Raw genomic sequence first — 24,785 nt, forward strand, 5'->3', positions numbered from 1 at the left:
CCTTTCCGTCCGGTGCCGAACGCGCGACAAACGGCTGCAATTGCCGAGCGCCGCTGCGAGGCTAGCTTGGCCGATAGGGTTCGGGGGTTCGCGAGGGGAGTCGGCGGCGTTGCTTCAGTCTGGGGATGGTTTGCGGGCGCTGACCGGACGCCGGGTGGCCGTGGTCGGAGCCGGTCCCGGCGGCCTGGCCTCGGCCCTGCTGCTGGCCCGCGCGGGGGTCCACGTGACCCTGTTCGAGAAGGACGCCCAGGTCGGCGGCCGCACGAAGACCGTGACGGCGCCGGGCGGCTACAAATTCGATATCGGGCCGACCTTCTTCCTCTATCCCCAGATCCTCGCCGACATCTTCACGAGCTGCGGCGAGCGCCTCGAGGACCACGTCAAGCTCGAGCGCCTCGACCCGCAATACAACCTCGTGTTCGAGGGCCCGGACGGCATCTCCGGCACGATCCGCGCGACCGGCGACATCGCCCGCATGGAGACGGAAATCGCCCGGATGGCCCCGGACGACGCCAAGAACGTCCAGGCGTTCTTCACCGAGAACCGGACGAAGCTCGACTATTTCAAGCCGATCCTGCAGCAGGCCTTCCACACCCTGCGCAGCATGGCGAGCCCGGCGATGCTCGCCGCCCTGCCCCACCTGCATCCCGGCCGCAGCGTCGACCGCGACCTGAAGCGCTACTTCGCCGACCCGCGGGTGCGCCTCGCCTTCTCGTTCCAGACCAAATACCTCGGCATGTCGCCGTTCCGCTGCCCGAGCCTGTTCACCATCCTGTCGTTCCTGGAATACGAGCACGGCGTCTATCACCCGGTCGGCGGCTGCGGCGCGGTCTCCGAGGCGATGGCGGGCCTCGCCGGCCGCATGGGCGTCGATCTCCGGCTCAACGCCAACGTCGAGCGGGTGCTGTTCGACGGCAAGCGCGCCAGCGGCGTGGTGGTGGACGGCGAGACTTTCAACGCCGACGCGGTACTGATCAACGGCGACTTCGCTAAGGTGATGCGCGCCCTGGTGCCGGAGAAGCACCGCCCGCGCTGGCGCGATGCTAAGATCCACAAGGCTCGGCTCTCCTGCTCGACCTTCATGCTGTATCTCGGCCTCGAAGGGAAAGTGCCCGACAGCCTCGGGCACCACACGATCCTGCTGGCCGACGGCTACGAGAAGAACATCCGCGAGATCACCGAGGGGACGCTGCCGATGCAGCCTTCCCTCTACGTCCAGCATGCCGGCTACACCGACGGCGGCATGGCGCCCCCCGGGCATACCGCCCTCTACGTCCTGGTGCCGGTGCCGAACCTCAAGGCCGGAATCGACTGGCCGGCGACCCGGGCGGGCTACCGCGCCCTGATCCTGGAGCGCCTGAAGCATCTCGGGCTGGAGGATATCGAATCCCGGATCCGCTACGAGCGGATCATCGACCCCACCCAGTGGGAGGAGGATTTCGCGGTCCACGAGGGCGCCACCTTCAACCTCGCCCACGACCTGATGCAGATGCTGTATTTCCGGCCGCACAACCGGTTCGGGCCGGGCCTCTACATCGTCGGCGGCGGCACTCATCCGGGCTCCGGCCTGCCGGTGATCTACGAGGGCGCCCGCATCACCGCGCGTCTGCTGATCGAGGAGCTGGCCGGCGCCCGTGCCGCAGCCCAGGCGGGCATCCCGGACACGGCGCCGCTGGCGACCTCCGGCGAGGCCACGTGATCGGCCCACCGGGCCGGACCGCACGGATGGCCGGCTTGTGCGCCGTCGCGGTTTTCGCGGGCGCGCCGGCCCTGGGCGCGACCCTGCAGATCGAGATCGACGGGATCGAGCCCGGCGGCGGTCCGGTCCGGGTGGCCCTGTGTCAGGGCGGGCTCGCCGAACCGTTCTGCACGCAGGGCGACGAGGCGCCGGCCTCCGGAGGGCGGGGCCGGTTCACCTTCCGGGATATCGCGCCCGGCACCTACGCGGTCGCGGCCTTCCAGGACGAGAACGGCAACGGCCGCCTCGACCGCACCGGGCTCGGCCTGCCGCTGGAACCCTACGGCTTCTCCGGCGCCGTCGCGCGGCGGGCGCGGCCGGACTTTTCCGACGCGGCCTTCGCGCTGCGGGAACCGGGCACCGCCGTGCGGGTGCGTCTCGCCCGCGCCCTGCCGAGACGGTGACGGGGTGACCGGTCCCCTGGTGCAGATCGCGGGCGTCAGCCTCGACCTGGGTGGGCGGCGGGTGCTGGAGCAGGTCGATATCGGCCTCGACCCCGCCGAGACCCTGGCGCTCCTGGGTCCGAACGGAGCCGGAAAATCCTCGTTGATGCGCCTTGTGGCGGGCCGCCTCGCGCCCGGCGCCGGGACCGTGCGGGTGGCCGGCGCCGATCCGTACCGGGAGGGCGGCGTCCGCCGGGGCATCGGCTGGGTGCCGCAGGAGATCGCGCTCTACCCGCGGCTCACCGTGGCCGAGAATCTCGGCATCTTCGGCCAGCTCGCGGGGGTGCGGCGCCGGGACCGGCGCGGCGCCGTCGCGGTCGCCCTGGAGATGGCCGACATCGGCGACGTGGCGCAGAGCCCGGTCGGAACCCTGTCGGGCGGCTACCGGCGGCGGGTCAATATCGCGGCGAGCCTCATGAACCGACCCGGCCTGGTCCTGCTCGACGAGCCCACGAGCGGCGTCGACCTCGCCGCCCGGGCGGCGATCCACGCAGTGCTGGACCGTCTGAAGGCAGCCGGGACCGCGATCCTGATCGCCACCCACGACTTCGCCGAGGCCGAGCGCCTCGCCTCCCGGGTCGCGTTCCTGGCGCGGGGACGGATCGTGCGGGCCGGGCTCCTGGCCGACCTGCTGGCACAGCTGCGCGTCGGCGCTCCGGAACGGGAGCTGAGCCTCACCCGGCCCGCGGACGGGAATGCGGAAGCGCTGCTGCGCCGCGCCGGCTTCGCGCCGGCCGAGCCGGACGGCCTGGTCTGGCGCTCGATCGAGCGCTCCGGCCTCGACGGCGCGGCCCTGCTCGGCGCGCTGCGGGCGCAGGGCGTGCCGGTGGCCGAGGTGCGGGTCCGGACCCCGCGGCTGGAGGCGCTCTATCTCGACGCGCTCCGGCCCCGGGAGGTCGCGGAGCGCGAGGCGTCCGCCCCGCGCCGGGTGGGAACGGCCGGGTGATCGGCGCCGCGTTCCGGGTGATGGCGCTGAGCCTGCTGCGCGACCGCGCCTCCCTGGTGATGGCCTTCGTGCTGCCGACCGTGATCTTCTCGATCTTCGCGGCGATCTTCTCCGGCGCCATCGGCGACCAGATCCGCATCCATCTCGGGCTCGCCGATTTCGCCCGGACGACGGCCACGCAACGCCTCGCCGACGCCCTCGTGGCCGACCCGTCGCTGCGCGTCACCCGCCTGCCGGCGACCGATCTGGCGGAGGTGACCCAGGCGGTCCGCTCCGGCGCGGTCGACGTGGCCCTGGCGCTCCAGGGCGACCTGATCGCCGCGCCTTCGGATGCCGCGCCTTCGGATGCCGCGCCCGGACCCGCGGACCAGCCGGTGGTGCTGGTCGAGAACCCGGCCAAAGCCCTCGCCACGCCGATCGCCCTGGGCCAGCTTCAGCGCGTGCTGAACGAGGCGCTGCCCGACGTGGTCCTTTCCCGGGTCGTCGCCGACGTGGAGCGCACCGGCAGGATCGGCCCGGACGAGCGGCGCTTCCTCGACGAGGCCTTCGCCGAGCAGCGGGCGAAGAGAGAGCCGTTCAGCTTCGCCGACCTGGTGGAGCGTCAGAGCACCGCCGCCGGCACCGGCAACGCCCGGGTCAGCTACTATGCTGGCGCGATCACCGCGGTGTTCCTCTTGTTCGCCGCCATGCAGGGCGCGCTCTCGCTGGTGGAGGAGCGGGAGACCGGGATCGCCGAGCGCCTGATGGCCGGCCCCGGCGGCCTGCCTGTGGTGGTGCTCGGCAAATTCGGTTTTTTGACCCTGCAGGGCGTAATCCAGGCCGGCCTGATTTTCTTGGCCGCCGCGCTCCTCTACGGGGTCGAGATCGGGCCGCATTGGCCCGCCTTCCTCACCGCCTGCCTGCTGGTCTCGGCCATGGCCGCCAGCCTGTCGCTCGCCGCCTGTGCGCTTGCCGCCTCCCGCCAGCAGGCCCATCTCGCCTCGACCTTCGGGGTGCTTCTGCTCTCCGCGGTGGGCGGCTCGATGGTGCCGCGCTTTTTGATGCCCCCGTGGCTGCAGCAGGCCGGCTGGCTCACGCCGAACGCCTGGGCGATCGAAGCCTACCAGAACGCGCTCGGCGAAGGGTTCGGCTCCGCGGCGCCGGCCTTCGCGGTGCTGGGCGCGCTGACGCTCGGCGGGCTTGGGCTGGCGCTCGCGATGGTGGCGCGGCGGACCGTCTGATCGGCACACGCCGCGACGATCCGCGCCGCGCCTGCGACCAGCCGTGCCCGGACATGGCAGGGCCAATCAGGCAGGGTCCGCGCCCATACACAGTGAGATGTCCATGCTCCGCCTGCTCATCGCCGACGGCAACGATCGGGCGGCGCGTGACCGGCACGTCGGGGCCACCGGCCGGACTTCGGCCGAATCCTACGCCGTTGTGGTTCACGACCTCGCGCCCGAAACAGCCTGCCACTTCCTCAACCCGGCCGATGCCGACGCGGCCCTGCCTCAAAACCTGTCGGCGTTCGACGGGCTGATCTTCACCGGCTCGACCTTGAAGGTTTCGGAGGGCACCCCGGCGGTGACCCGCCAGCTCGACCTGATGCGGGCTGCCCTGGAGGCCGGGCTCGCTGTATTCGGATCCTGCTGGGGCGTGCAGGTCGCGGCCACCGTCGCCGGCGGCCACGCGGCCGAGAACCCGCGGGGGCCGGAATACGGCTTCGCGCGGGCGATCACCCCGACCCAGGACGGTCGCGGCCATCCGCTGCTCGCCGGCCGTCCGGCGGTCTGGGACGCGCCGGCGATCCACTCGGACGCGGTGCTGGAGCCGCCCCCGGGGGCGCGGGTTCTGGCGGGCAACCGGGTGCTGGGCGTCCAGGCCATCGAGATCCGGCACGGGGCCGGCTGGTTCTGGGGCACGCAGTATCATCCGGAACTCGACCTCGAGGAGGTCGCCGCGATGCTGCGCCTCTGCGACACGGCGGTCGTCGAGGCGGGCTTCGCCGAAGATCCGGAGGCGGTGGCCGCCTATGCCGACGAGATCGCGGGTCTGCAGGGCGACGATCCCGAAGCGGCGCGTCGCCTGGCCTGGCGCCACGGCCTCGGCCCGGACGTGCTCGACGCGGGACTGCGCCGCCGGGAGATCGGCAACTTCCTGGCTCAGCTGTCCACAAACCGGTCCTGACCGGCCGGTGCCGCGACCGGGTGGCGCGTTGACCCGCCGGACCCCAGGTCTAGCTTCCGTCAGCGGGCTACGCCGTGACGGGCCCGGGGAGTGATCGACCAGGATGAGTCAGGATTCGACGGTCGCCGTGATCGGCAGCGGGCTCGGCGGACTCGCGGCCGCCTGCGTCGCCGCCGCGCGGGGCCACCGCGTCACGGTCTACGACAAGAACGGCTGGCTCGGCGGCAAGGCGGCGGTGCTGCACGAGGGCGGCTTCCGCTTCGACATGGGCCCGACCATCCTGACGGTGCCCCGGGTACTGGAGCGGATCTTTTCCGAGGCCGGCCGCTCGGTCCACGACTATATGGATCTGCGCCGGCTCGACCCGCAATGGCGCTGCTTCTTCGACGACGGCAGCCGCATCGACCTGATGCAGGATGTCGAGCGCATGGCCGGCGACATGGATCGCTTCGCACCTGGAAGCGGCGACGGCTACAAGAAGTTCCTTTCGATCTCGGAGCACCTGCACGGCGTCTCAGAAAAATTCTTCTTCTGGAAGCCGGTCGAGGACCTGTTCGACACGATCAATATCCGCGCCAACATGAACCCCGGGACCCTGCGCGACGTGCTGTCCCTGCGCATGCACGCCTCGGTGGCCTCGACCATCCGCGGCAAGGTCAAGGACGCGCGCCTCGCACAGATGCTCGACCACTTCGTGCAATATGTCGGCTCCTCGCCCTACGGCGCGCCGGCGGTGCTCTGCGCCATCGCCCACATGCAGATGGCCGACGGCGTCTGGTATCCGATGGGCGGCACCCGGGCGGTGGCGGAAGGTCTGGCGAAGCTCGCCCAGGAGCTCGGCGCGACCTGCAAGACCGATACCGAGGTGACCGGGATCGAGACCGCCAACGGCGCGGTCCGAGGCGTGCGCACCGCCGAGGGCGTGACGCACTTCGACGCCGTGATCTCCAACATGGATTCGGTCCGCACCTACCGCGAGCTCGTCGGCGGCGCCGCCGGCAAGACCTACGAGAAGAAGAATCCTGAGCCGGCCTGCTCGGGCGTCGTACTCTATCTCGGCCTGAACAAGCGCTACGAACACCTGAACCACCATGATTTCGTCTTCTCCCGGGACCCCGAGGAGGAGTTCGATTACATCTACAACAAGGGCGAGCCGGCCCCGGACCCGACTGCCTATCTGGCAGCCCCGTCCTCCACCGACCCGAGCGTGGCCCCCGAGGGCGGCGAGGCGCTCTACGTCCTGGTGCACACGCCGTATCTGCGCCCGCACCACGACTGGCGCCTGGACGGCCCTCTATTCCAGAACTACCGCCGGACCATCCTGGACAAGCTCAAGCGCACCGCCGGCATGCCCGACTTGGAGGAGCGCATCGTCGTCGAGCGCCACCTGACCCCGCAGGACATCCACGAGCGCTACCGGGTGCTCAACGGCGCGATCTACGGCCTGGCCTCGCACGGCCGGGTGATGGGCGCGTTCAAGCCCGGCAACCGCTCGCGGCAGGTGCGCGGCCTCTACCTCGCGGGCGGCGCCGCCCATCCGGGGCCCGGCATGCCGATGGTGATGATGTCCGGCTGGATCGCCGCCGACGCGCACGACCAGGACGCGCGCGGAACGCTGCGCGCCTCGGCGTGACGCTCACGCGACCATCCCCTTCCCCCTCTGCGGGGGAGGCGACGGGGTTCACTGATCGCTGCCGGATTACGGCAAAGGCCGTGCTCAGGCGCGTCTCCCTCCCCCCTCTGCGGGGGAGGGTGGGCCTCGCGTCAGCGAGGGTCGGGAGAGGGGACCTGGGCGCAGACAACGGTGCGACCGGCACGACGGGCGAAGCTCTATCCTGCACCCGCGCTCCCCTCTCCCGACCCCCTTCGGGGGCCACCCTCCCCCGCAGAGGGGGGAGGGAGCGCGCGTGGCATGTTGGGAGCGAGCCTTCCCCCGGCCCAGCCGTCGAACGACGATCAGCGGCCCGTCACGTCGGGCGAGGTCCACGCCAGCCCGTCCGTGCGCCAGCTCGCCCGCGAGCTCGGGATCACCCTCGACCGCGTCCCCGCCACCGGCCCCAAGGGGCGGATCCTGCGCGAGGACCTGCACGCCTTCGTCAAGGCGGCGCTCCAGACGCCGGCTCAGCCAGCCGCGGCGCCCTCGGGCATCGGCGCCGGCCTGCCGCCCTGGCCGCAGGTGGACTTCGAAAAATTCGGCCCGGTGCGGCGGGAGCCGCTGTCGCGGATCCAGACGATCTCCGGGGCCAATCTCAGCCGCAACTGGCTGACCATCCCGCACGTGACCAATTTCGACCGGGCCGACGTCACCGAGATCGAGGCGTTCCGGGTCGGGCTGAACACAGAGACGCGCACGCCGCCGGCGCGGGTCACCATGGTCGCCTTCCTGATCAAGGCCGCCGCCCTCGCCCTGCGGGCCTATCCGCGCTTCAACACCTCCCTGGAGGGCTCCGACCTCGTCCTCAAGGACTACGTCCATGTCGGCTTCGCAGTCGACACCCCGAAGGGCCTGATGGTGCCGGTGGTGCGCGACTGCGACCGCAAGGGGCTGATCGCGATCGCCACCGAGATGGCGGCGCTCGCGGAAAAAGCCCGGGCCGGCAGCCTCTCGGGTGCGGACATGCAGGGCGGGTGCTTCTCGGTGTCGTCGCTAGGCGGCATCGGCGGCGACGGCTTCACCCCGATCATCAACGCACCCGAAATCGCGATCCTCGGCGCGGCCCGCTCGCGCATGGAAGCGGTCTGGGACGGAAACGCCTTCCAGCCGCGGCTGATCCTGCCGCTCAGCCTGTCCTGGGACCACCGCGTGGTCGACGGCGTCGCCGCCGCCCGCTTCCTCGGCCACATCGCGTCGGTCCTGTCGGACCTGCGCCGGGCGCTGCTGTGAGGGTGACGATGGCTGCGCGACGCGCCGTGCCTCCGAGGCGTGGTCTCGCGAGGCCATACGTCGCCGGTCAGGGCACGGGTCCCCTCTCCCGTGCGGGAGAGGGACAGGGCGAGGGATGCGCCGTATCCGGAAAGACCGGGTCCCTCACCCCAGCCCTCTCCCGCCCGGGAGAGGGGGGCGCGTCGTGCTTCACGGGGGACGATGTGGAACCACCGCAGTCACCATCTGGGCGAGAAAACCCCGGCAGCCCAAATGCTTGCCGCCCATCCCCATAGACTGTGATCGACGCCATGACAGAGACCCGCGAGATCCGCGTCCCCGATATCGGCGACTTTTCCGGCGTGCCGGTGATCGAGATCCCGGTGGCGCCGGGCGAGACAATCGCCCGCGACCAGACCCTGCTGATCGTCGAATCCGACAAGGCGACCCTCGACATCCCCTCCCCGGTCGCAGGCCGGCTGCTGGAGATGCTGGTCGGCCTCGGCGACACCGTCTCGGCCGGGACCCTGATCGCCCGGGTGGCCGTCGAGGCGGAGACGGTCGCGCCCGTCGCGGCGCCCGCCGTCGGGCCGGCGGACGAATCCTGCGACGTGCTGGTGATCGGCGGCGGACCGGGCGGCTATGCGGCGGCGTTCCGGGCCGCCGATCTCGGGCAGCGCGTGATCCTGGTGGAGCGCGAGGCGACGCTGGGCGGCGTCTGCCTGAATGTCGGCTGCATCCCCTCGAAGGCGCTGCTGCACGTCTCCGCCGTGACGGAAGAAGCCGGGCGGCTGTCCGCCCACGGGATCAGCTTCGGCGCGCCGACGATCGATCTCCACAAGCTCCGGGCGTTCAAGGCCGGCACCGTGCGGCGCCTGACCGACGGGCTCACTCAGATGGCGCGCCAGCGCAAGGTCGCGGTCGTGCGCGGCACCGCGCGCTTCACCGGGCCGAACGCCGTCTCGGTGACACTGCACGAGGGCGGAAGCCGCGCCGTCGCGTTCAAGAGCGTCATCGTGGCGGCGGGCTCCTCCCCGGTGAGCCTGCCGATGCTGCCCGACGATCCGCGCATCGTGAATTCCACGGGGGCGCTGGAGCTGCCCTTCATCCCCCGCCGCCTGCTGGTGATCGGCGGCGGCATCATCGGGCTGGAGATGGCGACCGTGTACAGCGCGCTCGGGGCCCGGGTCGACGTGGTCGAGCGCTTGCCGAACCTCCTGGAGGGGGTGGACCGGGACCTCGTGGCGGTCTGGACCAAGCGCAACGGCCACCGGTTCGATCGGATCCGGACCGGCACGGAAGTCGTCTCGGCCGAAGCCACCCCGGACGGCATCGCCGTAACCCTCGCCGGCGAGGCGGAGCCGCTCGTCTACGACCTCGTGCTGCAGGCGGCCGGGCGGCGCCCGAACGGGGAGGCCCTGGGCCTCGACGCGGCCGGGGTCGCGGTGGAGCGCGGCTTCGTGCCGGTGGATTCGCAGATGCGCACCACCATGCCCCACATCCTGGCGGTGGGCGACCTCGTCGGGCAGCCGATGCTGGCCCACAAGGCGGTGCATCAGGGCCACGTCGCCGCCGAGGTGGCCGCGGGCCACAAAGCGGGGTTCGACGCCGCCGTGATACCCTCCGTGGCCTATACCGATCCGGAGATCGCCTGGGCCGGCCTCACCGAGACGGCCGCCAAGGCCGCAGGGCGGGCCGTGGAGGTGGCGCGCTTCCCCTGGGCCGCCTCCGGCCGGGCCATCGCCAATGGCGCCGATTACGGCCTGACCAAGCTGCTGTTCGACGCGGACACCAGGCGGATCGTCGGCGGCGCCATCGTCGGCCCGAGCGCGGGCGACATGCTCGGCGAGATCGTGCTGGCGATCGAGATGGGCGCCGATGCAACCGATATCGGCCGCACGATCCACCCGCACCCGACGCTCGGCGAGACCATCGGGCTCGCGGCCGAAGCCGCGCTCGGCCTCAGCACCGACCTGCCCCCGGCCCGGAGGTAGACGCGGCCTCGACCCCACGGCCCAGGTTGGATAAACCGGCGGCCGAGAGGCCGCAGACGAGGCCGGATGTGCCGGCCCGTCTTCTGAAGAACAGGGCGCTTCCACCCGGGGGGATTCGGGCCGAGACGATGCGGTGTGCCGAATTCACCTGTCCGGGACGTTTCGATGCGTAATCTCACCTTCACCGCCCTGGACGCGCGGGCGGTCAAACGCTGCGTCGCCTTCCTCGTGCGGCGCGACTGGGCGCTCCATCTCGGCCTTGCGGCGATGCTGGCGGGCGTGCCGATGAGGCCGTCCGCGGCCGAGGCGCCGGCCGCCGCCCAGCCGCAGGCCGCCCTGATCGCGTCGCTGCAGGGGCGGGTGCTGGCGGCGCACAGCGCGACCCTGGCGCTGGAGAGCTGGTGCGCCGATTACAAACTCGCCGCCGATGCCCATCTCGTCGCCCAGCGCATGGCGGTGGCCGACAAGCCGCTCAGCGCCGCCCAGCGCACCCGCCTGGCGATCGGCCCCGACGAGCCGGTGCGCTACCGCCGGGTCCGCCTGGCCTGCGGCGACAGGGTCCTGTCGGAGGCCGACAATTGGTACGTGCCGGCACGCCTGACGCCCGAGATGAACGCCACCCTCGACGGCACCCGCACGCCCTTCGGCCGGGTGGTGCGTCCCCTGGAGCCGACCCGGCAGACGATCGCGGTCCGCCCGTTCCCACAGGCCGCCGTGCCCGGCCCCGACGACCCGCTGTTCGAGATCGACGCCGTGCTGTCGACCGGGGCCGGCCAGCCGTTCTGCGAGGTCGCCGAGACCTATCTGGGCGGTGCGCTGCCCGAAGCTTCGCGGTAAGAGAGCCCCGAAGGGCCGGTTCGGGAGGAATGAGGATGCGATCGATGCTGCGCCGTGCCGTCCTGGCTCTGCTCGCGGGGATGCCGGCCTGCGGACCGGCCCTGGCGGCCGATCCGGCCGGCCTCTGGCTCACCGAGACCGGCAGCTCCCGGGTGAAGATCACCCCCTGCGGCAGGGGCTATTGCGGCACGATCGTCAGCGCCCCCGGCAAGGCCCTCGACACCAAGAACCCGGACCCGGCCCTGCGCGGCCGCAACGTCGTCGGCGTGCAGATCCTCAACGCGCCGCAGGTGGACGGATCGGGCTACAGCGGCTCGCTCTACAACCCGAACGACGGCAAGACCTATTCCGGCTCGCTGCGGCTGACCGGACCGAACGCGCTCGAAGTCTCGGGCTGCGTGATGAGCGTGTTCTGCAAGCGCCAGACCTGGACCCGGGTGAACTGATCGGCAGATCACGAGCGCATCCAGGTAACGACCGCGAAGTTTGGAACATTATTCCAAGATCGGGCCCGGATACCGGGATCGACTCGTCTATCCGGGATCGGGTAGGCAGCGTCAAAAGTCTCTCATCGATGCCAAGATGCCGCAGATGAAGCCGACGCGGAACCGGGCGTGAGCCTGTTCCCCGATGGAAACGTGGCCGTGAACGGGGCACGCGTCGCGACGCCTGACGGAGCGGCACGGCCGTGAACTGGCACAGTGGATTTTACGGCGTCACCGCAACACCAAGCCGTCCAAAAAATATTATTCCCTTATGGCGGGAGTTCGCAGCGTTTTAGGACGCGTCGCGGGGCACACGATGGTGTGATTTACGTCGCCGCGACGGATCGATTGCGCACGATCGAAGTTCTCTGTCTTACGTCGATACAGACAGGACTTTCCATGACCAAGACCATTCTCGCCGCCGCTTTCGTGACCGTCCTCGCCGGGCCGGCCTTCGCCCAGGTGATCGAATCTCCGACCAGCACCGTTGTGGTCGTGCCGCCCGGCGCACCCGGCGTGGTGTCTCGGCAGACGAACTCGACCGGCAACGAAGGCGCCATCACCTACTCGCCGACCGGCCAGCCCGCGGATACGATCTCCAATGACTCCGCGGCTGCCGGCAACGCCGGCCAGCCCTCGCGAGTCGCCCCCCAGGGCGGCGGCGGCGGCGGCAGGTAAGCCACGCTTCGACCATGAAAAGGGGTCGCGCCGGAGACGGCGCGGCCCATTTTTCGTGACCGACCTGCCCGATCAGGCCGCCTCGGTCAGTGCCTGCTCGATCGCGTCCAGCGCCGCCTCGGCGCCGGCGCCGTTGGGACCGCCGGCCTGGGCCATGTCGCGGCGGCCGCCGCCGCCCTTGCCGCCGAGCGCGCCGGCCCCGGCCCGCACCAGCCCGACCGCGTCGTAGCGGCCGGTCAGGTCCTCGGTGACGCCGACCACGAGGCCGGCCTTGCCATCGGCCGCGACTCCAACGATCGCCACGATGCCGGAGCCGAGGCGCTTCTTCTCCTCGTCGATGATCGGCTTGAGATCGCGCATGTCGAGCCCCTCGACCACCGAGCGCCGGAACGCGACGCCGCCGATCTCGCTCTGACGGGCGTTCGAGCCCGATCCGGTCTCGCCGCCCATGGCGAGTTTGCGACGGGTGTCGGCGAGTTCCCGCTCCAGGCGGCGCTTCTCCTCCATCAGGGCCGTGAGGCGGTCGGGCGCTTCAGTGACCGGCGCCTTGAGGATGCCGGCCAGTGCGGCGAGCGTGCGGGCCTCCTCGGCCCGGTGGTGGCGGGCCGCGTCGGCGGTCAGGGCCTCGATCCGGCGCACGCCCGCGCCGACCGCGCTCTCGCCGACGATGGTGATCGCCCCGATATCGCCGGTGCGCCCGGCATGGGTGCCGCCGCAGAGTTCGATGGAAAAGTTCTTGAGCCGGACGCGCCCGGTCTCGGGGCCGTCCGCGTCCACCGGCAGGCCCATCGAGACGACGCGGACCTCGTCGCCGTATTTCTCGCCGAACAAAGCCCGGGCGCCGGACGCGATGGCGTCGTCCACCGCCATCAGCTTGGTGACCACCGGGGCGTTCTGCAGCAGCACCGCGTTGGCGATGTCCTCGACCCGGGCCAGTTCCTCGGCCTCGATCGGCTTCGGATGGCTGATGTCGAAGCGCAGCCGCTCGGAACTGACCAGCGAGCCCTTCTGGGCGACGTGGTCGCCGAGCACCTGCCGCAGGGCCTCGTGCAGGAGGTGGGTGGCCGAGTGGTTGGCCCGGATCGCCTTGCGGCGGGCATGGTCGACCTTAAGCTCCACCGGCTGGTCGAGCCCGAGCGTCCCCTCCTCCACGCTGACATGGTGGACGAACAGGTCGCCGAGTTTCTTCTCCGTATCGGTGACCCGGACCCGCAGGCCGGCACTCAGGATCAGGCCGGTATCGCCGACCTGGCCGCCGGATTCCGCGTAGAACGGCGTCTGGTTGACCAGCGCGAGGCCGGTCTGCCCGGCCTCCAGGCTCTTCACCTCGGCGCCGTCGCGCAGCAGCGCGGTGACGATGCCCTCGGCGGCCTCGGTCTCGTAGCCCAGGAACTCGGTGGCACCGACGCGCTCGCGGATGCCGAACCAGACCGTCTCGGTGGCGGCCTCGCCGGAGCCCTTCCAGGCCTCGCGCGCCGCCTGCTTCTGGCGCTGCATCGCGGCCGAGAACGCGTCGGTGTCGACCCCGATGCCCCGGGCCTTGAGGGCGTCCTGGGTCAGGTCGAGGGGGAAGCCGTAGGTGTCGTACAGGGTGAAGGCAGTGTCGCCCGAGAGCTTGTCGCCTTCCTTCAGGTCGCGGCTCTCGGAATCGAGGATCGACAGGCCCCGCTCCAGGGTGCGGCGGAACCGGGTCTCCTCCAGCTTCAGGGTCTCGCCGATCAGGGCCTCGGCGCGCATCAGCTCGGGGTAGGCCTGGCCCATCTCGCGCACCAGGGTCGGGACGAGGCGGTACATGGTCGGCTCGCGGGCGCCCAGAATCTCGGCGTGCCGCATCGCCCGACGCATGATCCGGCGCAGCACGTAGCCGCGGCCCTCGTTGCCCGGCAGCACGCCGTCGGCAACGAGGAACGAGGCGGCGCGCAGGTGATCGGCGATCACCCGGTAGGAGGCCATGGTGGCGGGCTCGGGCGCCCGCGAGACAGCATGCGCCACGGCGTCGATCAGCGCCTTGAACAGGTCGGTGTCGTAGTTGGAATGCACGCCCTGGAGGATCGCGGCCATGCGCTCCAGGCCCATGCCGGTATCGATCGAGGGGCGCGGCAGCGGGTTGCGCACGCCGGGCTCCAGCTGCTCGTATTGCATGAACACGAGGTTCCAGAATTCGAGGAAGCGGTCGCCGTCCTCGTCCGGGGAGCCGGGCGGACCGCCCCGGAGGGCCGGTCCCTGGTCGATGAAGATCTCCGAGCACGGGCCGCAGGGACCGGTGTCACCCATCTGCCAGAAATTGTCGGAGGTCCCGATCCGGATGATCTTGTCGTCCGGGAAGCCGGCGATCTTTTTCCACAGGTTCGCGGCCTCGTCGTCGTCGGCATAGACGGTGACCAGCAGCCGGTCGGGCTTGAGGCCGAGTTCCTTGGTGATCAGCGTCCAGGCCAGCTCGATCGCGCGGTCCTTGAAGTAATCGCCGAACGAGAAGTTGCCGAGCATCTCGAAGAACGTGTGATGGCGCGCCGTGTACCCGACATTGTCGAGGTCGTTGTGCTTGCCGCCGGCGCGCACGCATTTCTGCGCCGTGGTCGCCCGGTCGTAGGCGCGCTTCTCGACGCCGGTGAAGACGTTCTTGAACTGCACCATGCCGGCGTTCGTGAACATCAGCGTGGGATCGTTCTTCGGCACGAGGCTCGAAGAGGGCACGACCTCGTGTCCCGCACGCGCGAAAAAGTCGAGGAAGGTCGACCGGATCTCGTTGACGCCGCTCATCGGGGCAGAACTCTAAGCAGGGCTCAAGGGATTGGGCCGCCACCCGTTTCAGACGGGACCCGCATGCCGCCCTCTTAAGGAGGGACGGAGCCCGAGTCACGGGCGCCCCGCCGCGAAATTGCCCCTGGCCGCCCCACGGCCGCCACAAGCGCGGCCGTGTTGTCGCCACATCTGTCAAGCGATGGTGTGTCCGTGGCGCCGTCAACGGCGCGTGAGGAATCGGGTAGACGATGCAGGGCCGCACGGTCGGATCGCCGAGGAACGTCACAGCCAAGCAGGGCCGGTTCGGGTCCGGCCGGGCCGATGCCATCACCGCGCAGCCGATGCTCGGCCGCGCCCATGGCAGCGTCCCGGCGCTGGCCCGCTCGGTGCTCACCGTGTCGCTGATCGCCGGCGGCCTCAGCGCCGCCCTGATCGGCTCGGGGGTCGATCTCGGCAAAATCGGGCTGACCCAGGCGGTCTCCTCGGCGCAGGCCGCCACCGAGATGCCGATGCCGCGCCCGCGCATTCACACCGTGGCGCCGGACGAGGACCTGGAGCGGACCCCGCTGCGCGCCTCGGCGAGCTTCGCCGCCGTCCATGACCTCGATACCGATATCGGCTCCAACGGCGTCGACCGGGTGTCCTACGACTTCCTGCTCTCGGAGAGCGCCGGCGGCGACCCGAACGACATCCTCGAATTCGGTCCGATGAAGATCCGGCGCCACTTGGTGCAGACGATCGTGCGGGCCGCCCAGGCGGTCCAGACCGACCCGGTCCTGCTGATGGCGGTGGCCGACAAGGAATCGAGCTTCGTCACCGCGGTCCAGGCCAAAACCTCGTCGGCCACCGGCCTCTATCAGTTCATCGAGCGGACCTGGCTCGGCGTGGTGCGCGACTTCGGACCCAAATACGGGCTGGAGAAGGAGGCCGCGCTGGTCTCCTCGGACGCCAACGACCGGCCGGTGATCACCGATCCGGCCGAGCGCGCCCGGGTGCTCGAGCTGCGCCGCGATCCCTACCTCTCGGCGCTGATGGCCGGCGAGATGCTGAAGCGCGACGCCGGGCGCATCGCCCAGCGCATCGGCCGCGAGCTGACGCTGGGCGAGGTCTACCTCGCCCACTTCCTCGGCGCCGACGATGCCGGGGAGTTCCTGGCCAACGTCGTCAACAAGCCGGCCGCCGCCGCGGCCGTGCTGCTGCCCGGCCCGGCCCGGGCGAACCGTTCGATCTTCTTCGCCGCCGGGCGCTTCGTCGGCCGCGGCCGCCATCGCAAGCCGGCCAGCCTCTCGGTGGCGCAGGTCCACGAGAAGTTCGAGGCGATGATGAGCACGCGCGGCACGCGCTACCAGAACGTCCAGGCGGTCTCGGGGATCATGGCCTACGCGGATGCCGCAGCCGGCGTCGCCACGCAGTAACAGCCTGGCGAGGGGGCCTCTATTCGCGTCCCCGCGCGCAACTCCCGGCGTCCTGCCGACGTTCGTCCACAAGCGCTGCGTCCGCGTGCGGCGTGAAACGGAGACTTCCGGGGGGAGTTCTTGAGAAAGCCTCTGTCGAGCACGGCCACGCCGCTCACTGATACGCTCTCGCCGGGCATCCCGCTCGACCAGATCGGCCAGACGCTGGCGTCGATCTACGACGACCTCGTCTCGGAGGGCGTGCCGGAGCATCTCGCCGCCCTGGTGCGCCGGGTCCGGCAATCGGAGGCCGAGCCGTCCGCCCCGCACGCGCCGAACCTGAAGGCGGCCGAGCCCGCCGCGCAGCGCCTGGCGCTGGTCGTCGAGGACGACCCCGAGGTTCGCGCGCTGGCCGAGACCCTCCTGGAAGAGACCGAGCTCGACGTGATCGGCTGCGACAGCGCCGAGGCGGCGCTGGCCGTCCTTCAGGCGCGCGGCGGCGACGTCGCCCTGGTCTTCGCCGATGTCCGGCTCGCCGGCGCGATGGACGGGCTGCAGCTCGCCCGGGCGGTCGCGACCCTGTGGCCCCGGGCCAGGCTCGTGGTCACCTCCGGCCACGGCGTCCGCCGGCCGGACCTGCCGAGCGAGGCCGTGTTCATCGCCAAGCCCTGGCGCCCGTTCGACGTGCTGGTCGAGGCAGAGCGGGCGACCACGGACCCGGCGCCGCCGGTCACCTGAAAGGGCTTGCGCGGCGACGGGCCCGGCCCTTGCATTGATCGCCGGCCTATCGGCGCGAGGAGCCCCAGTCTTTGCCGATCCTGTCCGTCCGTCACCGCACGGTCTACCGGTACCGGCGCCCGGTCGCCTTCGGCGAGCACCGGATCATGTTCCGGCCCCGGGACAGCTACGACCAGCGCCTGATCGAGGCATCGCTGGAAATCGTCCCCGAGCCCGCCGCGCTCCGGTGGATGTTCGACGTGTTCGGCAATTGCGTCGCGGTGGCGACCTTCGGGATCCGCGCCGAGACCCTCACCTTCGAATGCGGCATCACCCTCGACCACACCCCCGAGCACGCGCCGGTCTTCCCGCTGGCGCCGCACGCCACGCACTACCCGTTCGGCTACGGTGCCGAGGACATGCCCGACCTGTCCCGCTCGATCGAGCGGCAATGGCCCGATCCGCGCCACGAGGTCGACGCCTGGGCGCGCAGCTTCATTCCCGCCGACGGCCGGATCCCGACCCAGGAACTGCTCGCCGACATGACCCGCAGCGTGCGGGCGAACTTCACCTACGTGGCCCGCTCCGAGAAGGGCGTGCAGGAGCCGCTGACGACGCTGCGCAGCAAGCGCGGCTCGTGCCGCGACTTCGCGGTGCTGATGATCGAGGGCGTGCGGGCGCTCGGCATGGCCGCCCGGTTCGTCTCCGGATACCTGTACAACCCGCGCAACGACCGGGGCCGGCACGTCGGCGGCGGCTCGACCCATGCCTGGCTGCAGGTCTACCTGCCGGGCGCCGGCTGGATCGAGTTCGACCCGACCAACGGGATCGTCGGCAACCGCGACCTGATCCGCGTGGCGGTGACCCGCGATCCGGCACAGGCCGTGCCCCTGCACGGCTCGTTCTTCGGCCTCGCCAGCGACGACCTCGGCATGCGGGTGGATGTCGACGTCGTCGAATTGTCGGACGAAGAGGCAAAAACACGGGGATTTGAGGCTCATCCGCCAATATCGGCGCGTTGAAATCCCCAAAATCTGACTGAGTATGCGGGGCAACCCGCGCAGGCGAGAGGACACAGGTGGCCGCGATGAAGATCAGGACCGGTTACGATATCGCCTTCAGCCTGACCCAGCCGACGCCCATGATCCTGATGCTGAGCGTCCATCCGTCCCGGATGCCCGACCTGCTGACCCCGCAGGTGATCACTTTCGACCCGTGGATCCCGGCGCGCGAGTACCAGGACGCGTTCGGCAACGTTTGCCACCGCATCCTGGCGCCGCCGGGCCTGCTGACGATCTCGGCCGACTTCACCATCCAGGATTCCGGCCTGCTCGACGCCTACGCCCCCGACGCCCGGCAGATCCCGGTCCAGGACCTGCCGGACGACGTGATGGTCTACCTGCTGGGCTCGCGCTACTGCGACACCGACAAGCTCGCGCAGACCGCCTGGTCGCTGTTCGGCAACGCGCCGGAGGGCTGGGCGCGGGTGCAGGCGATCGTCGCCTACACGCACGAGCGCATCCGCTTCGATTACCAGCGCGCCGACGCGACGCGGACCGCCCATGACGGCTTCATGCAGCGCGAGGGCGTCTGCCGGGATTTCGCCCACCTCGCCATCGCGTTCTGCCGGTGCATGAACATCCCGGCCCGCTACGCCACCGGCTATCTCGGCGACATCGGCGTACCGGTCGATCCGGCGCCGATGGATTTCTCGGCGTGGTTCGAGGCCTACCTGGACGGCCCGGAGGGCCCGCGCTGGTACACGTTCGACGCCCGGCACAACCGCCAGCGGATCGGCCGGATCGTCATGGCCCGCGGCCGCGACGCCACCGATTGCGCGATCTCGACCAATTTCGGCTACGCCCACCTCGCGCGCTTCGACGTCCACACCGACGAGGTTGGTTAACGATCGGAGACCACCACGGGCGAGTCCGCTTACGTATTCCACCGTCAAACAAAATCTTCTTCGCGGCGTGGAACTGCCAACCTATGCTCACGCTTGTAATGGCAAAGGTTATCGCACAGGCAGGCACCCCATGAAGACCTCGGCCACCGCGCTCGCGGCGCTCCTCGCCGCCACTGTTCTTGCCGCCCCGGCGCTGGCAGCTCCGGCCTACGATCCCTTCGGCGCCAACGGGGCCGAGGAGTATTACTCGGATCCGGGCCAGTACGGCTACCAGGGCACTCCGGGTTACGGCCAGGGCGTGCAGGATGCGCCGCAGGCGCAGGTCCAGCCGATCCCCCGTGAGATCGTGGCGTTCAACGCCCCCTACGTCCCCGGCACGATCGTGGTCTCCACCGCCGAGCGTCGCCTGTACTTCGTGACGGGCAACGGCGAGGCGATCCGCTACGGCGTCGGCGTGGGCCGGCCCGGCTTCAGCTGGAGCGGCGTCAACAAGGTGACCGCCAAGCGCGAGTGGCCGTCCTGGACGCCCCCGAAGGCCATGATCGCCCGCCGCCCCGACCTGCCGCGCTACATGGCCGGCGGCATCGAGAACCCGCTCGGCGCCCGCGCCATGTACATCGGCAACACCGAGTACCGCATCCACGGCTCCAACGAGCCGGACACGATCGGCCAGGCCGTGTCCTCGGGCTGCATCCGCATGACCAACGACGACGTCACCGACCTCTACGAGCGGGTGAAGGTCGGCGCCAAGGTGGTCGTGCTGAACTGATCGTCCGGAGCGGGATCTCTGGCGGCCCACCGAAAAACATCGGTTCGAAAAGCGTCGGCTTCACGCCGGCGCTTTTCGTATCGACCCTGGAACCGATGAAGGGATACCAGCCGATCCGGGCGCTTCCCTTGACAGGAACCATGAATTCGCGAGGCCCGAGCCGGGTTCAGCGCGTCTGGACGGCGTCCGGGTTCGGCCGCATGACGGGGACATCGAAGTAGATTCGGTCGAGGTCGATCTCGAAATCGACCGCATCGAACCGGAGGACGTGGGACGGCCCGGTCAGGACATCGAAGCGCCACCCTTCGTCCGTTCGCTCGTAGTGCTCGACGCGCATCTGGTCCTGGTAGACCAGAGCGATGTGACGGAGCGTCGGCAGGGACTTGTAGAACTTGAGCTTTCCGCCCCGGTCGTAATCCATGGTCGAGGGCGACAGCACCTCCACCACCACGAGAGGGTCGGTCAGGTAGGTCTGGTTCTGCCGAGGGCCGCACCGGACGACGATATCCGGCTTGGTCTTGTCCTTGCCGCGGCTGTCGCTGGAGCGCTGAACGCGCATGCCGCCCTGATAGCTTCGGCATCCCGCAGCATCCATCGCGAGTTTGAGCGGCGCGCCGACGTTGCCGGCAATCTGCTCATGGTTCTCGGTCGGATTGCTCATCATCACGAGCTCGCCGTCCACGAGTTCCCATTCGCGATCGTCGTGCTGCGCCTCCACGAACCGGTCGTAGTCGACGATGGTCAAAGGATGATGCTGATGGGCCGCGTCGGCCATGAAGCCCTCCGTCTAAACGGACCTACATCATCGGTGTGAAACCCCATAGAGCCGCTGGCGATGGGTTAGATATCAGGCTGTCTTCACCATCATGCGACTGAGCGGCTTTGGATCAATTGCCCTTCGAAGCTTGATGAGAAGAACGCTGGTGCGGCCATGAATGGGCTCGCGCTCCTGAATGGGGCGTGGGCGTCCTCGCCCGATGGAAAGAGAGGGCTCATATCATCCGGGGAATTGCGCTTTCGGCGGCCCCTAAGCGGATAGCAGCTCACCCAAACCTCATCGGCCGAGCCGAAAGCGATGCTTCGGCCGCCTCTTATCGGCCAGATCAGCAGCACGGTCTCGTCAAATCCGCGACCCCAGGCCCGTCAGGGCACCACGCGGCCGACCGCGGTCTGCGGCGGGCTGAACGAGGCGATCGGCAGATCGCAGAAGCAGCGCACGCCGAGCGGACGCGGCCCCGGCAGCGGGCAGGAGAATGGCTTCGGCCCGGTGAGCCCCTGCTGCACGGCATCGCAATTGAGGCCGACCGGCTGGCTCTCCCGGCGGCGGGGCGCCGGGCGGTAGCCGCGCTCGTAACCCGGATCGTCGTAGCCCGGGGGTGGTCCGCCATAGCCGCCCCCATACTGCGCCCGGGCGGCCGAGCCCGGGAGCGCGGCGGCGAACGCCAGCGCAGCGACGGTGAGGCGGAACGGGGCCCGCAGTCCGGATCGGCCGTGTGAATGAAGGCGCATGCCTGACCCTTTCGCGCGACGCAGGCGCTTGAGGCCTGCTCTGGAGTGCTCGCCGCCGATACCGGTTCGGCGTCGGCGGACGGCATCATCGGGAACGGCTCTCGATGCCAATACCGGCGAAAACGAGACGGCCCGCCACCCGAAACCGGGAGCGGGCCGCTGGTGCGATCTCTGGCGCTCAGGCGTCAGTGCGTCGAGCGGTCGGCGGCGTCCTGGACGTTCTGACCCGCCTGCCGGGCGGCATCCTGGCCCTGCTCCATGGCCTTGCGCGTTTCGTCGGCGCTCTGCTGCATCGCCGACTTGGCCCGCTCGGCGCCCTGCTGCATCGCGCTCTGGGCAATGCCGCTGAACTCCTTCGCCTGAGCCTGGATGGCGGCGAACTGGCTGCGCACGAACTCGGCCTGGTGCTGCATCGCCTCCTGCACGTCGCGCGAGCGCACGAGCTTCTGCGCCAGGTCGAACGCGGCGTTCACGTTCTGCTCGGCGTATTCGAAACCGCGGGAGGACACGTCCTGCGCGTTGGTGCGGGCGACCTCGGCCGAGCCCTGAACGGTGTCGGCGGTGCGGCGGGCGGCACCGATGAAGCTGTCGAACGCCTTCCGGGCCTGCTCGACGCTCTTCTCGGCGAAATCGCGCATTTCGGTCGGGACTTCGTAATTCGGGGGGTTACTCATATTCGTCTCCTCTCAATTCGGCTGTTGATGGCGCCTTGTGCACTGCACAATATCTGATTCGTCGCCATATGCCACCCGCGCCGCGGTCATTAAGGTTGACATGACGTAAACGTGTGACGGTTGGCGCAAGAGTCCAGCGTCGCAACGCAGGTGCCTTTACAATAGGGGTACGGTTGCACGTGTTTCTCGGGCACAGCGGGCCGGGAACGAGGGAACGGGTGTGGGTTCGAGGTCGCGGGCTTTGCAGACGACACTGACGACGACCGCCGGGGCAGAACAGGCCGCGCTCGCCGCCGCGTTCGCGGAATGGGCACGCCTGCCGAGCCTCGCCGCCGCCCTGGCCGACGGGAACACCGTCTCGTTCGTGATCGATGCCGGCGACGGACGGGTGCTGCTCGCCTCGCCGGCGGGACTGGCCGTCTGCGCCGCGCTGGCGACTGCCGACCTGCAGGTCGTCGCCCGAGACGTCGCCCGGGCCAATCCTCAGGATTCGGCGCCCCGACTCGCCCGCCTGCCACTGGATGCGAGGCGGATCGCCCCGCCCGCGCTGTGCCTCGTGGCCAAGGGCGCGCGCGACGACGGCCGGGTGGTCTTTCTGGTGGTCGCGACGACACCGGTGAAGCTGCCGCGCGCGCGGACGGCCCCTGCCGTGGCGCCGGTGGGCGAGGCAGCGCCCGTCGCCGCGCCCGCGCAGGCGGCGACTCTGAACAAGGGCGACCGGTTTCTGTGGCGCAGCGATGCCGCCGGCGCGTTGACCACGCTGAGCGGATCCGAGGGCTTGGCCGGCCTGGTGGGCCAGCGGTGGCAGGATCTGGCCGAGACCGGCCGAATCACCGGCGCCGACGGCATGTTCGCGGCCCTGCACGACCGGAGCACGTTCCGCGCCGAGCCGGCCTGCCTGGACCTCGGAGACGGCCCGTTCCAAGTGGAATTGTCCGGCGCACCGCTGGGCCGGGGGGATGCGGCGTTTTCCGGCTTCGGCGGATTCGGCCTGGTGCGCAGCGTGCCGGCCGCCGCTCGGCCGCCGGCGCCGGAACCAGTCGCGACGATCGAGCCAAAGCCGATCCTGGAAGCGCCGTCTGAAACCGCGCAGACGCCCGACGCGCCTATGGAACCGGCTTCGGTCGCGCCACATGCGGAGCCGGCGCAGAACCGTGAGTCCGGTGCGGTCCCTGACCCGAAACCGGTCGCCTCAGCGGCGGCGAGGGCCGCCGAGGCCGCGCCGCCGCCGGTCGAGCCGGAGCCCCCGGCCGCGATCGTCGAGCAGCGGCCGACCGAGCCGTCCCTGTCGACCGACGAGCATGCCGCCTTCCGGGAGATCGCCCGCGCGCTCGGCGCCCGCTATGCCGGCGACGACGCTTCCACCGAATCGCCGGCCCCGCGCTCCGAGGGCGGTGGCGCGGTCATGCCGTTCCCCGGCACGCATCCCGGCACCCCCGAGCCCCGCGAGGCCACCGCCACCGCCACCGCCTCGGGCGACGCAGAATTCCTCGCCGGGCTGCCCCTGCCGACCCTGGTGCATCGCGACGGCGCGATCCTGGCGGCGAATCAGGCGCTGATCGAGATCACCGGCTACGCCGACGTTGCGGCGCTGACCAAGGCCGGCCTCGACCGGCTGTTCCGTGGCCTGCCCCAGCCGGACGGTCCCGAGCCCGCCGCGCGCCGGACGGCGATCGAGACCGCCGATGGCAGCGCCCGGGCGGTCGAAGTGATGGGCGGCGCCGGCACCTGGGAGGGTCGGCCGGCGACCTGCCTGGTCCTGCGCCCGATCGACGAGGCCGATTCGGCGGGCGCACTGAAGGCCGAGCGCCTGGCCCGCGCGGCGCAGGCGGAGCGGACCGCTGCGGCCGAAGCGGCCCTCGACGCCCTGGAGGCCGGGGTCCTGACCCTCGACGGCGCCGGGCGGATCGTGGCCCTGAACCGGGCCGCTGCCGAGCTGTTCGGCTGCGATCCCCGGGAGATCGTCGGCGGCAGCTTCGTCGCCCTGTTCGACCGGGAATGCGTGCTGGCGGTGGCCGACGCCCTGCGCGGCGCGGCCCGGGAACCGCGCCCGGTCTCGGTGGCGGGTCGGGCGCTGACCATCGGCGTCTCGCCGGCCCGGGAGGACGGGCGCCGGGTCGCCGTGCTGAGCGCCGCCCCGGCCGAACCGGTGCAGGACGAGCCGGCGCCGAGCGCCGAGACGCATCCGGCCCGCGCCTTGGGCCTCGAGACGGCTTTGGCGCGCCTGGACCGGGCCTTCCGGGGGCCGCTGACCGGGATGGTCGAGCTCGCCGACGCGATGCTGAAGGAGCCGTTCGGCGCCCTCGGGGACGTGCGCTATCGCGGCTGCCTCGCCCAGATCAAGAGTTCGGGCGCGCTGATGCTGGAACGTGTCGGCGAACTCCTGGACCTCGCCACCATCGAGGCCGGCGCCCTGCGCCTCGATCCGCGTCGGATCGCCCTCAACGACGTGGTGGCGGGCTGCGTCGCGCGGCTGCAGGGCGAGGCCGCCCGCGGCCGGATCGTGGTGCGCACGAGCTTCTCCACCGATCTCGACGACCTCGAGGCGGACGAGCGCTCGGTGAGCCGCGCCGCCTGCCTGGTCATCGAGCACGCGATCCGGCGCTCCGCGGCCGGCGGCCAGGTCATCGTCTCGACCGGCTCCACCGAGAGCGCCGCGGTGGCGTTGCGGGTGCGGGATACCGGCGCCGGGGCGACCCAGACCGCCGCCGGGCCGGCCGGTGATGTCGAGGACGAACTGGCCCTGCCCCGCGCCCTGATCGAGGCCAATGGCGGGCGTCTCCAACTGTCGGCGCGCGCGGAGGACGGCACGCTGGTGGAGATCATCATGCCGACGCGCCGCGCCGCGAACGGGTGAAACCGGGGGGCGGTCGACCAATCGCGCAAGTATTCGGAAACACCCGGCCGCGGCTGACGGTTCGGCC

At 70.7% G+C, this 24,785-nt stretch carries 20 protein-coding genes and 1 pseudogene; 17 read left to right on the plus strand and 4 right to left on the minus strand.

What is annotated here, in order from left to right:
* Positions 1 to 109: 109 nt before the first annotated feature.
* The 11 genes and pseudogenes from crtI to MKL11_RS14080 all read left to right on the plus strand — a co-directional run bounded on the left by crtI (position 110) and on the right by MKL11_RS14080 (position 12,150).
* Positions 110 to 1,699 (plus strand): phytoene desaturase family protein, encoded by a 1,590-nt coding sequence (gene crtI, locus MKL11_RS14030; protein ID WP_243944492.1) that lies wholly within the window; start codon positions 110 to 112, stop codon positions 1,697 to 1,699.
* A 26-nt stretch (positions 1,700 to 1,725) separates the two neighbouring features.
* Positions 1,726 to 2,142 (plus strand): DUF2141 domain-containing protein, encoded by a 417-nt coding sequence (locus tag MKL11_RS14035; protein ID WP_243944494.1) that lies wholly within the window; start codon positions 1,726 to 1,728, stop codon positions 2,140 to 2,142.
* Positions 2,143 to 2,146: 4 nt separating this feature from the next.
* Entirely contained in the window at positions 2,147 to 3,127 is a 981-nt protein-coding gene (locus tag MKL11_RS14040; RefSeq protein WP_243944496.1) for an ABC transporter ATP-binding protein, read from the plus strand.
* On the plus strand, positions 3,124 to 4,347 hold the full coding sequence (locus tag MKL11_RS14045; protein ID WP_243944498.1) for an ABC transporter permease: 1,224 nt from the start codon (positions 3,124 to 3,126) through the stop codon (positions 4,345 to 4,347). Before MKL11_RS14040 ends, MKL11_RS14045 begins: the two co-directional genes overlap by 4 nt.
* 103 nt (positions 4,348 to 4,450) lie before the next feature.
* Positions 4,451 to 5,293, plus strand: a complete 843-nt coding sequence (locus MKL11_RS14050) for a glutamine amidotransferase-related protein (protein WP_243944500.1) — start codon at positions 4,451 to 4,453, stop codon at positions 5,291 to 5,293.
* A 103-nt stretch (positions 5,294 to 5,396) separates the two neighbouring features.
* Positions 5,397 to 6,926: a phytoene desaturase family protein gene (locus MKL11_RS14055; protein WP_243944502.1), complete on the plus strand. Its 1,530-nt coding sequence runs from the start codon at positions 5,397 to 5,399 to the stop codon at positions 6,924 to 6,926.
* 168 nt (positions 6,927 to 7,094) lie between these two features.
* Positions 7,095 to 8,177, plus strand: a pseudogene (locus MKL11_RS14060) (2-oxo acid dehydrogenase subunit E2); the annotation flags it as partial.
* A gap of 290 nt (positions 8,178 to 8,467) precedes the next feature.
* Positions 8,468 to 10,150, plus strand: coding sequence for a dihydrolipoyl dehydrogenase (gene lpdA, locus MKL11_RS14065; protein ID WP_243944504.1), 1,683 nt, complete (start codon positions 8,468 to 8,470; stop codon positions 10,148 to 10,150).
* A gap of 165 nt (positions 10,151 to 10,315) precedes the next feature.
* Positions 10,316 to 10,987: a hypothetical protein gene (locus MKL11_RS14070; protein WP_409565858.1), complete on the plus strand. Its 672-nt coding sequence runs from the start codon at positions 10,316 to 10,318 to the stop codon at positions 10,985 to 10,987.
* A gap of 35 nt (positions 10,988 to 11,022) precedes the next feature.
* Positions 11,023 to 11,433 (plus strand): DUF2147 domain-containing protein, encoded by a 411-nt coding sequence (locus tag MKL11_RS14075; RefSeq protein WP_243944506.1) that lies wholly within the window; start codon positions 11,023 to 11,025, stop codon positions 11,431 to 11,433.
* Positions 11,434 to 11,871: 438 nt separating this feature from the next.
* Positions 11,872 to 12,150 (plus strand): hypothetical protein, encoded by a 279-nt coding sequence (locus MKL11_RS14080; protein ID WP_243944508.1) that lies wholly within the window; start codon positions 11,872 to 11,874, stop codon positions 12,148 to 12,150.
* Between the two features lie 72 nt (positions 12,151 to 12,222).
* Here the strand turns inward: MKL11_RS14080 and alaS are convergent, their stop codons facing one another.
* Positions 12,223 to 14,910 carry an alanine--tRNA ligase gene (alaS, locus tag MKL11_RS14085; protein ID WP_243944510.1) on the minus strand — a complete coding sequence of 896 codons (2,688 nt, stop codon included), beginning with the start codon at positions 14,908 to 14,910 and terminating at the stop codon, positions 12,223 to 12,225.
* Positions 14,911 to 15,140: 230 nt separating this feature from the next.
* Between alaS and MKL11_RS14090 the strand changes: the two genes are divergently transcribed.
* From MKL11_RS14090 to MKL11_RS14110, 5 genes are all read left to right on the plus strand, one after another.
* Entirely contained in the window at positions 15,141 to 16,307 is a 1,167-nt protein-coding gene (locus tag MKL11_RS14090; protein WP_243944512.1) for a transglycosylase SLT domain-containing protein, read from the plus strand.
* Positions 16,308 to 16,484: 177 nt separating this feature from the next.
* Positions 16,485 to 17,024 (plus strand): response regulator, encoded by a 540-nt coding sequence (locus MKL11_RS14095; RefSeq protein ID WP_409565861.1) that lies wholly within the window; start codon positions 16,485 to 16,487, stop codon positions 17,022 to 17,024.
* Between the two features lie 71 nt (positions 17,025 to 17,095).
* The gene (locus tag MKL11_RS14100; RefSeq protein WP_243944522.1) at positions 17,096 to 18,025 is read left to right on the plus strand and encodes a transglutaminase family protein; all 930 of its coding nucleotides are present in this window, start codon (positions 17,096 to 17,098) and stop codon (positions 18,023 to 18,025) included.
* 65 nt (positions 18,026 to 18,090) lie between these two features.
* Complete coding sequence (locus MKL11_RS14105) at positions 18,091 to 18,909, plus strand: transglutaminase-like domain-containing protein (RefSeq protein ID WP_243944524.1); 819 nt, start codon at positions 18,091 to 18,093, stop codon at positions 18,907 to 18,909.
* A gap of 130 nt (positions 18,910 to 19,039) precedes the next feature.
* On the plus strand, positions 19,040 to 19,678 hold the full coding sequence (locus MKL11_RS14110) for a L,D-transpeptidase (protein WP_243944526.1): 639 nt from the start codon (positions 19,040 to 19,042) through the stop codon (positions 19,676 to 19,678).
* 166 nt (positions 19,679 to 19,844) lie between these two features.
* On the opposite strand, the gene MKL11_RS14115 is transcribed toward MKL11_RS14110, so the two are convergent.
* The 3 genes from MKL11_RS14115 to MKL11_RS14125 all read right to left on the minus strand — a co-directional run bounded on the left by MKL11_RS14115 (position 19,845) and on the right by MKL11_RS14125 (position 21,861).
* A complete protein-coding gene (locus MKL11_RS14115; protein WP_243944528.1) occupies positions 19,845 to 20,453 on the minus strand; it encodes a Uma2 family endonuclease in 609 nt (202 codons plus the stop codon).
* A 368-nt stretch (positions 20,454 to 20,821) separates the two neighbouring features.
* Positions 20,822 to 21,187 carry a hypothetical protein gene (locus MKL11_RS14120; protein ID WP_243944530.1) on the minus strand — a complete coding sequence of 122 codons (366 nt, stop codon included), beginning with the start codon at positions 21,185 to 21,187 and terminating at the stop codon, positions 20,822 to 20,824.
* A gap of 185 nt (positions 21,188 to 21,372) precedes the next feature.
* Positions 21,373 to 21,861 (minus strand): phasin, encoded by a 489-nt coding sequence (locus MKL11_RS14125; protein ID WP_243944532.1) that lies wholly within the window; start codon positions 21,859 to 21,861, stop codon positions 21,373 to 21,375.
* Positions 21,862 to 22,102: 241 nt separating this feature from the next.
* Between MKL11_RS14125 and MKL11_RS14130 the strand changes: the two genes are divergently transcribed.
* Positions 22,103 to 24,718: a PAS domain-containing sensor histidine kinase gene (locus tag MKL11_RS14130; RefSeq protein WP_243944534.1), complete on the plus strand. Its 2,616-nt coding sequence runs from the start codon at positions 22,103 to 22,105 to the stop codon at positions 24,716 to 24,718.
* Positions 24,719 to 24,785 lie beyond the last annotated feature (67 nt).

Origin of the sequence: Methylobacterium sp. J-077 (genome assembly GCF_022829365.1) — a bacterium.
Lineage (GTDB): Bacteria > Pseudomonadota > Alphaproteobacteria > Rhizobiales > Beijerinckiaceae > Methylobacterium.

Excerpts from the sequence above, each read along its gene's own strand:
- MKL11_RS14035 (WP_243944494.1), top strand. The coding sequence starts at position 1,726 with ATGGCCGGCTTGTGCGCCGTCGCGGTTTTCGCGGGCGCGCCGGCCCTG.
- MKL11_RS14110 (WP_243944526.1), top strand. The coding sequence starts at position 19,040 with ATGAAGACCTCGGCCACCGCGCTCGCGGCGCTCCTCGCCGCCACTGTT.
- MKL11_RS14070 (WP_409565858.1), top strand. The coding sequence starts at position 10,316 with ATGCGTAATCTCACCTTCACCGCCCTGGACGCGCGGGCGGTCAAACGC.
- MKL11_RS14055 (WP_243944502.1), top strand. The coding sequence starts at position 5,397 with ATGAGTCAGGATTCGACGGTCGCCGTGATCGGCAGCGGGCTCGGCGGA.
- MKL11_RS14120 (WP_243944530.1), bottom strand. The coding sequence starts at position 21,187 with ATGCGCCTTCATTCACACGGCCGATCCGGACTGCGGGCCCCGTTCCGC.
- MKL11_RS14090 (WP_243944512.1), top strand. The coding sequence starts at position 15,141 with ATGCAGGGCCGCACGGTCGGATCGCCGAGGAACGTCACAGCCAAGCAG.
- MKL11_RS14080 (WP_243944508.1), top strand. The coding sequence starts at position 11,872 with ATGACCAAGACCATTCTCGCCGCCGCTTTCGTGACCGTCCTCGCCGGG.
- MKL11_RS14115 (WP_243944528.1), bottom strand. The coding sequence starts at position 20,453 with ATGGCCGACGCGGCCCATCAGCATCATCCTTTGACCATCGTCGACTAC.
- MKL11_RS14125 (WP_243944532.1), bottom strand. The coding sequence starts at position 21,861 with ATGAGTAACCCCCCGAATTACGAAGTCCCGACCGAAATGCGCGATTTC.
- MKL11_RS14105 (WP_243944524.1), top strand. The coding sequence starts at position 18,091 with ATGAAGATCAGGACCGGTTACGATATCGCCTTCAGCCTGACCCAGCCG.
- alaS (WP_243944510.1), bottom strand. The coding sequence starts at position 14,910 with ATGAGCGGCGTCAACGAGATCCGGTCGACCTTCCTCGACTTTTTCGCG.
- lpdA (WP_243944504.1), top strand. The coding sequence starts at position 8,468 with ATGACAGAGACCCGCGAGATCCGCGTCCCCGATATCGGCGACTTTTCC.
- MKL11_RS14075 (WP_243944506.1), top strand. The coding sequence starts at position 11,023 with ATGCGATCGATGCTGCGCCGTGCCGTCCTGGCTCTGCTCGCGGGGATG.
- MKL11_RS14050 (WP_243944500.1), top strand. The coding sequence starts at position 4,451 with ATGCTCCGCCTGCTCATCGCCGACGGCAACGATCGGGCGGCGCGTGAC.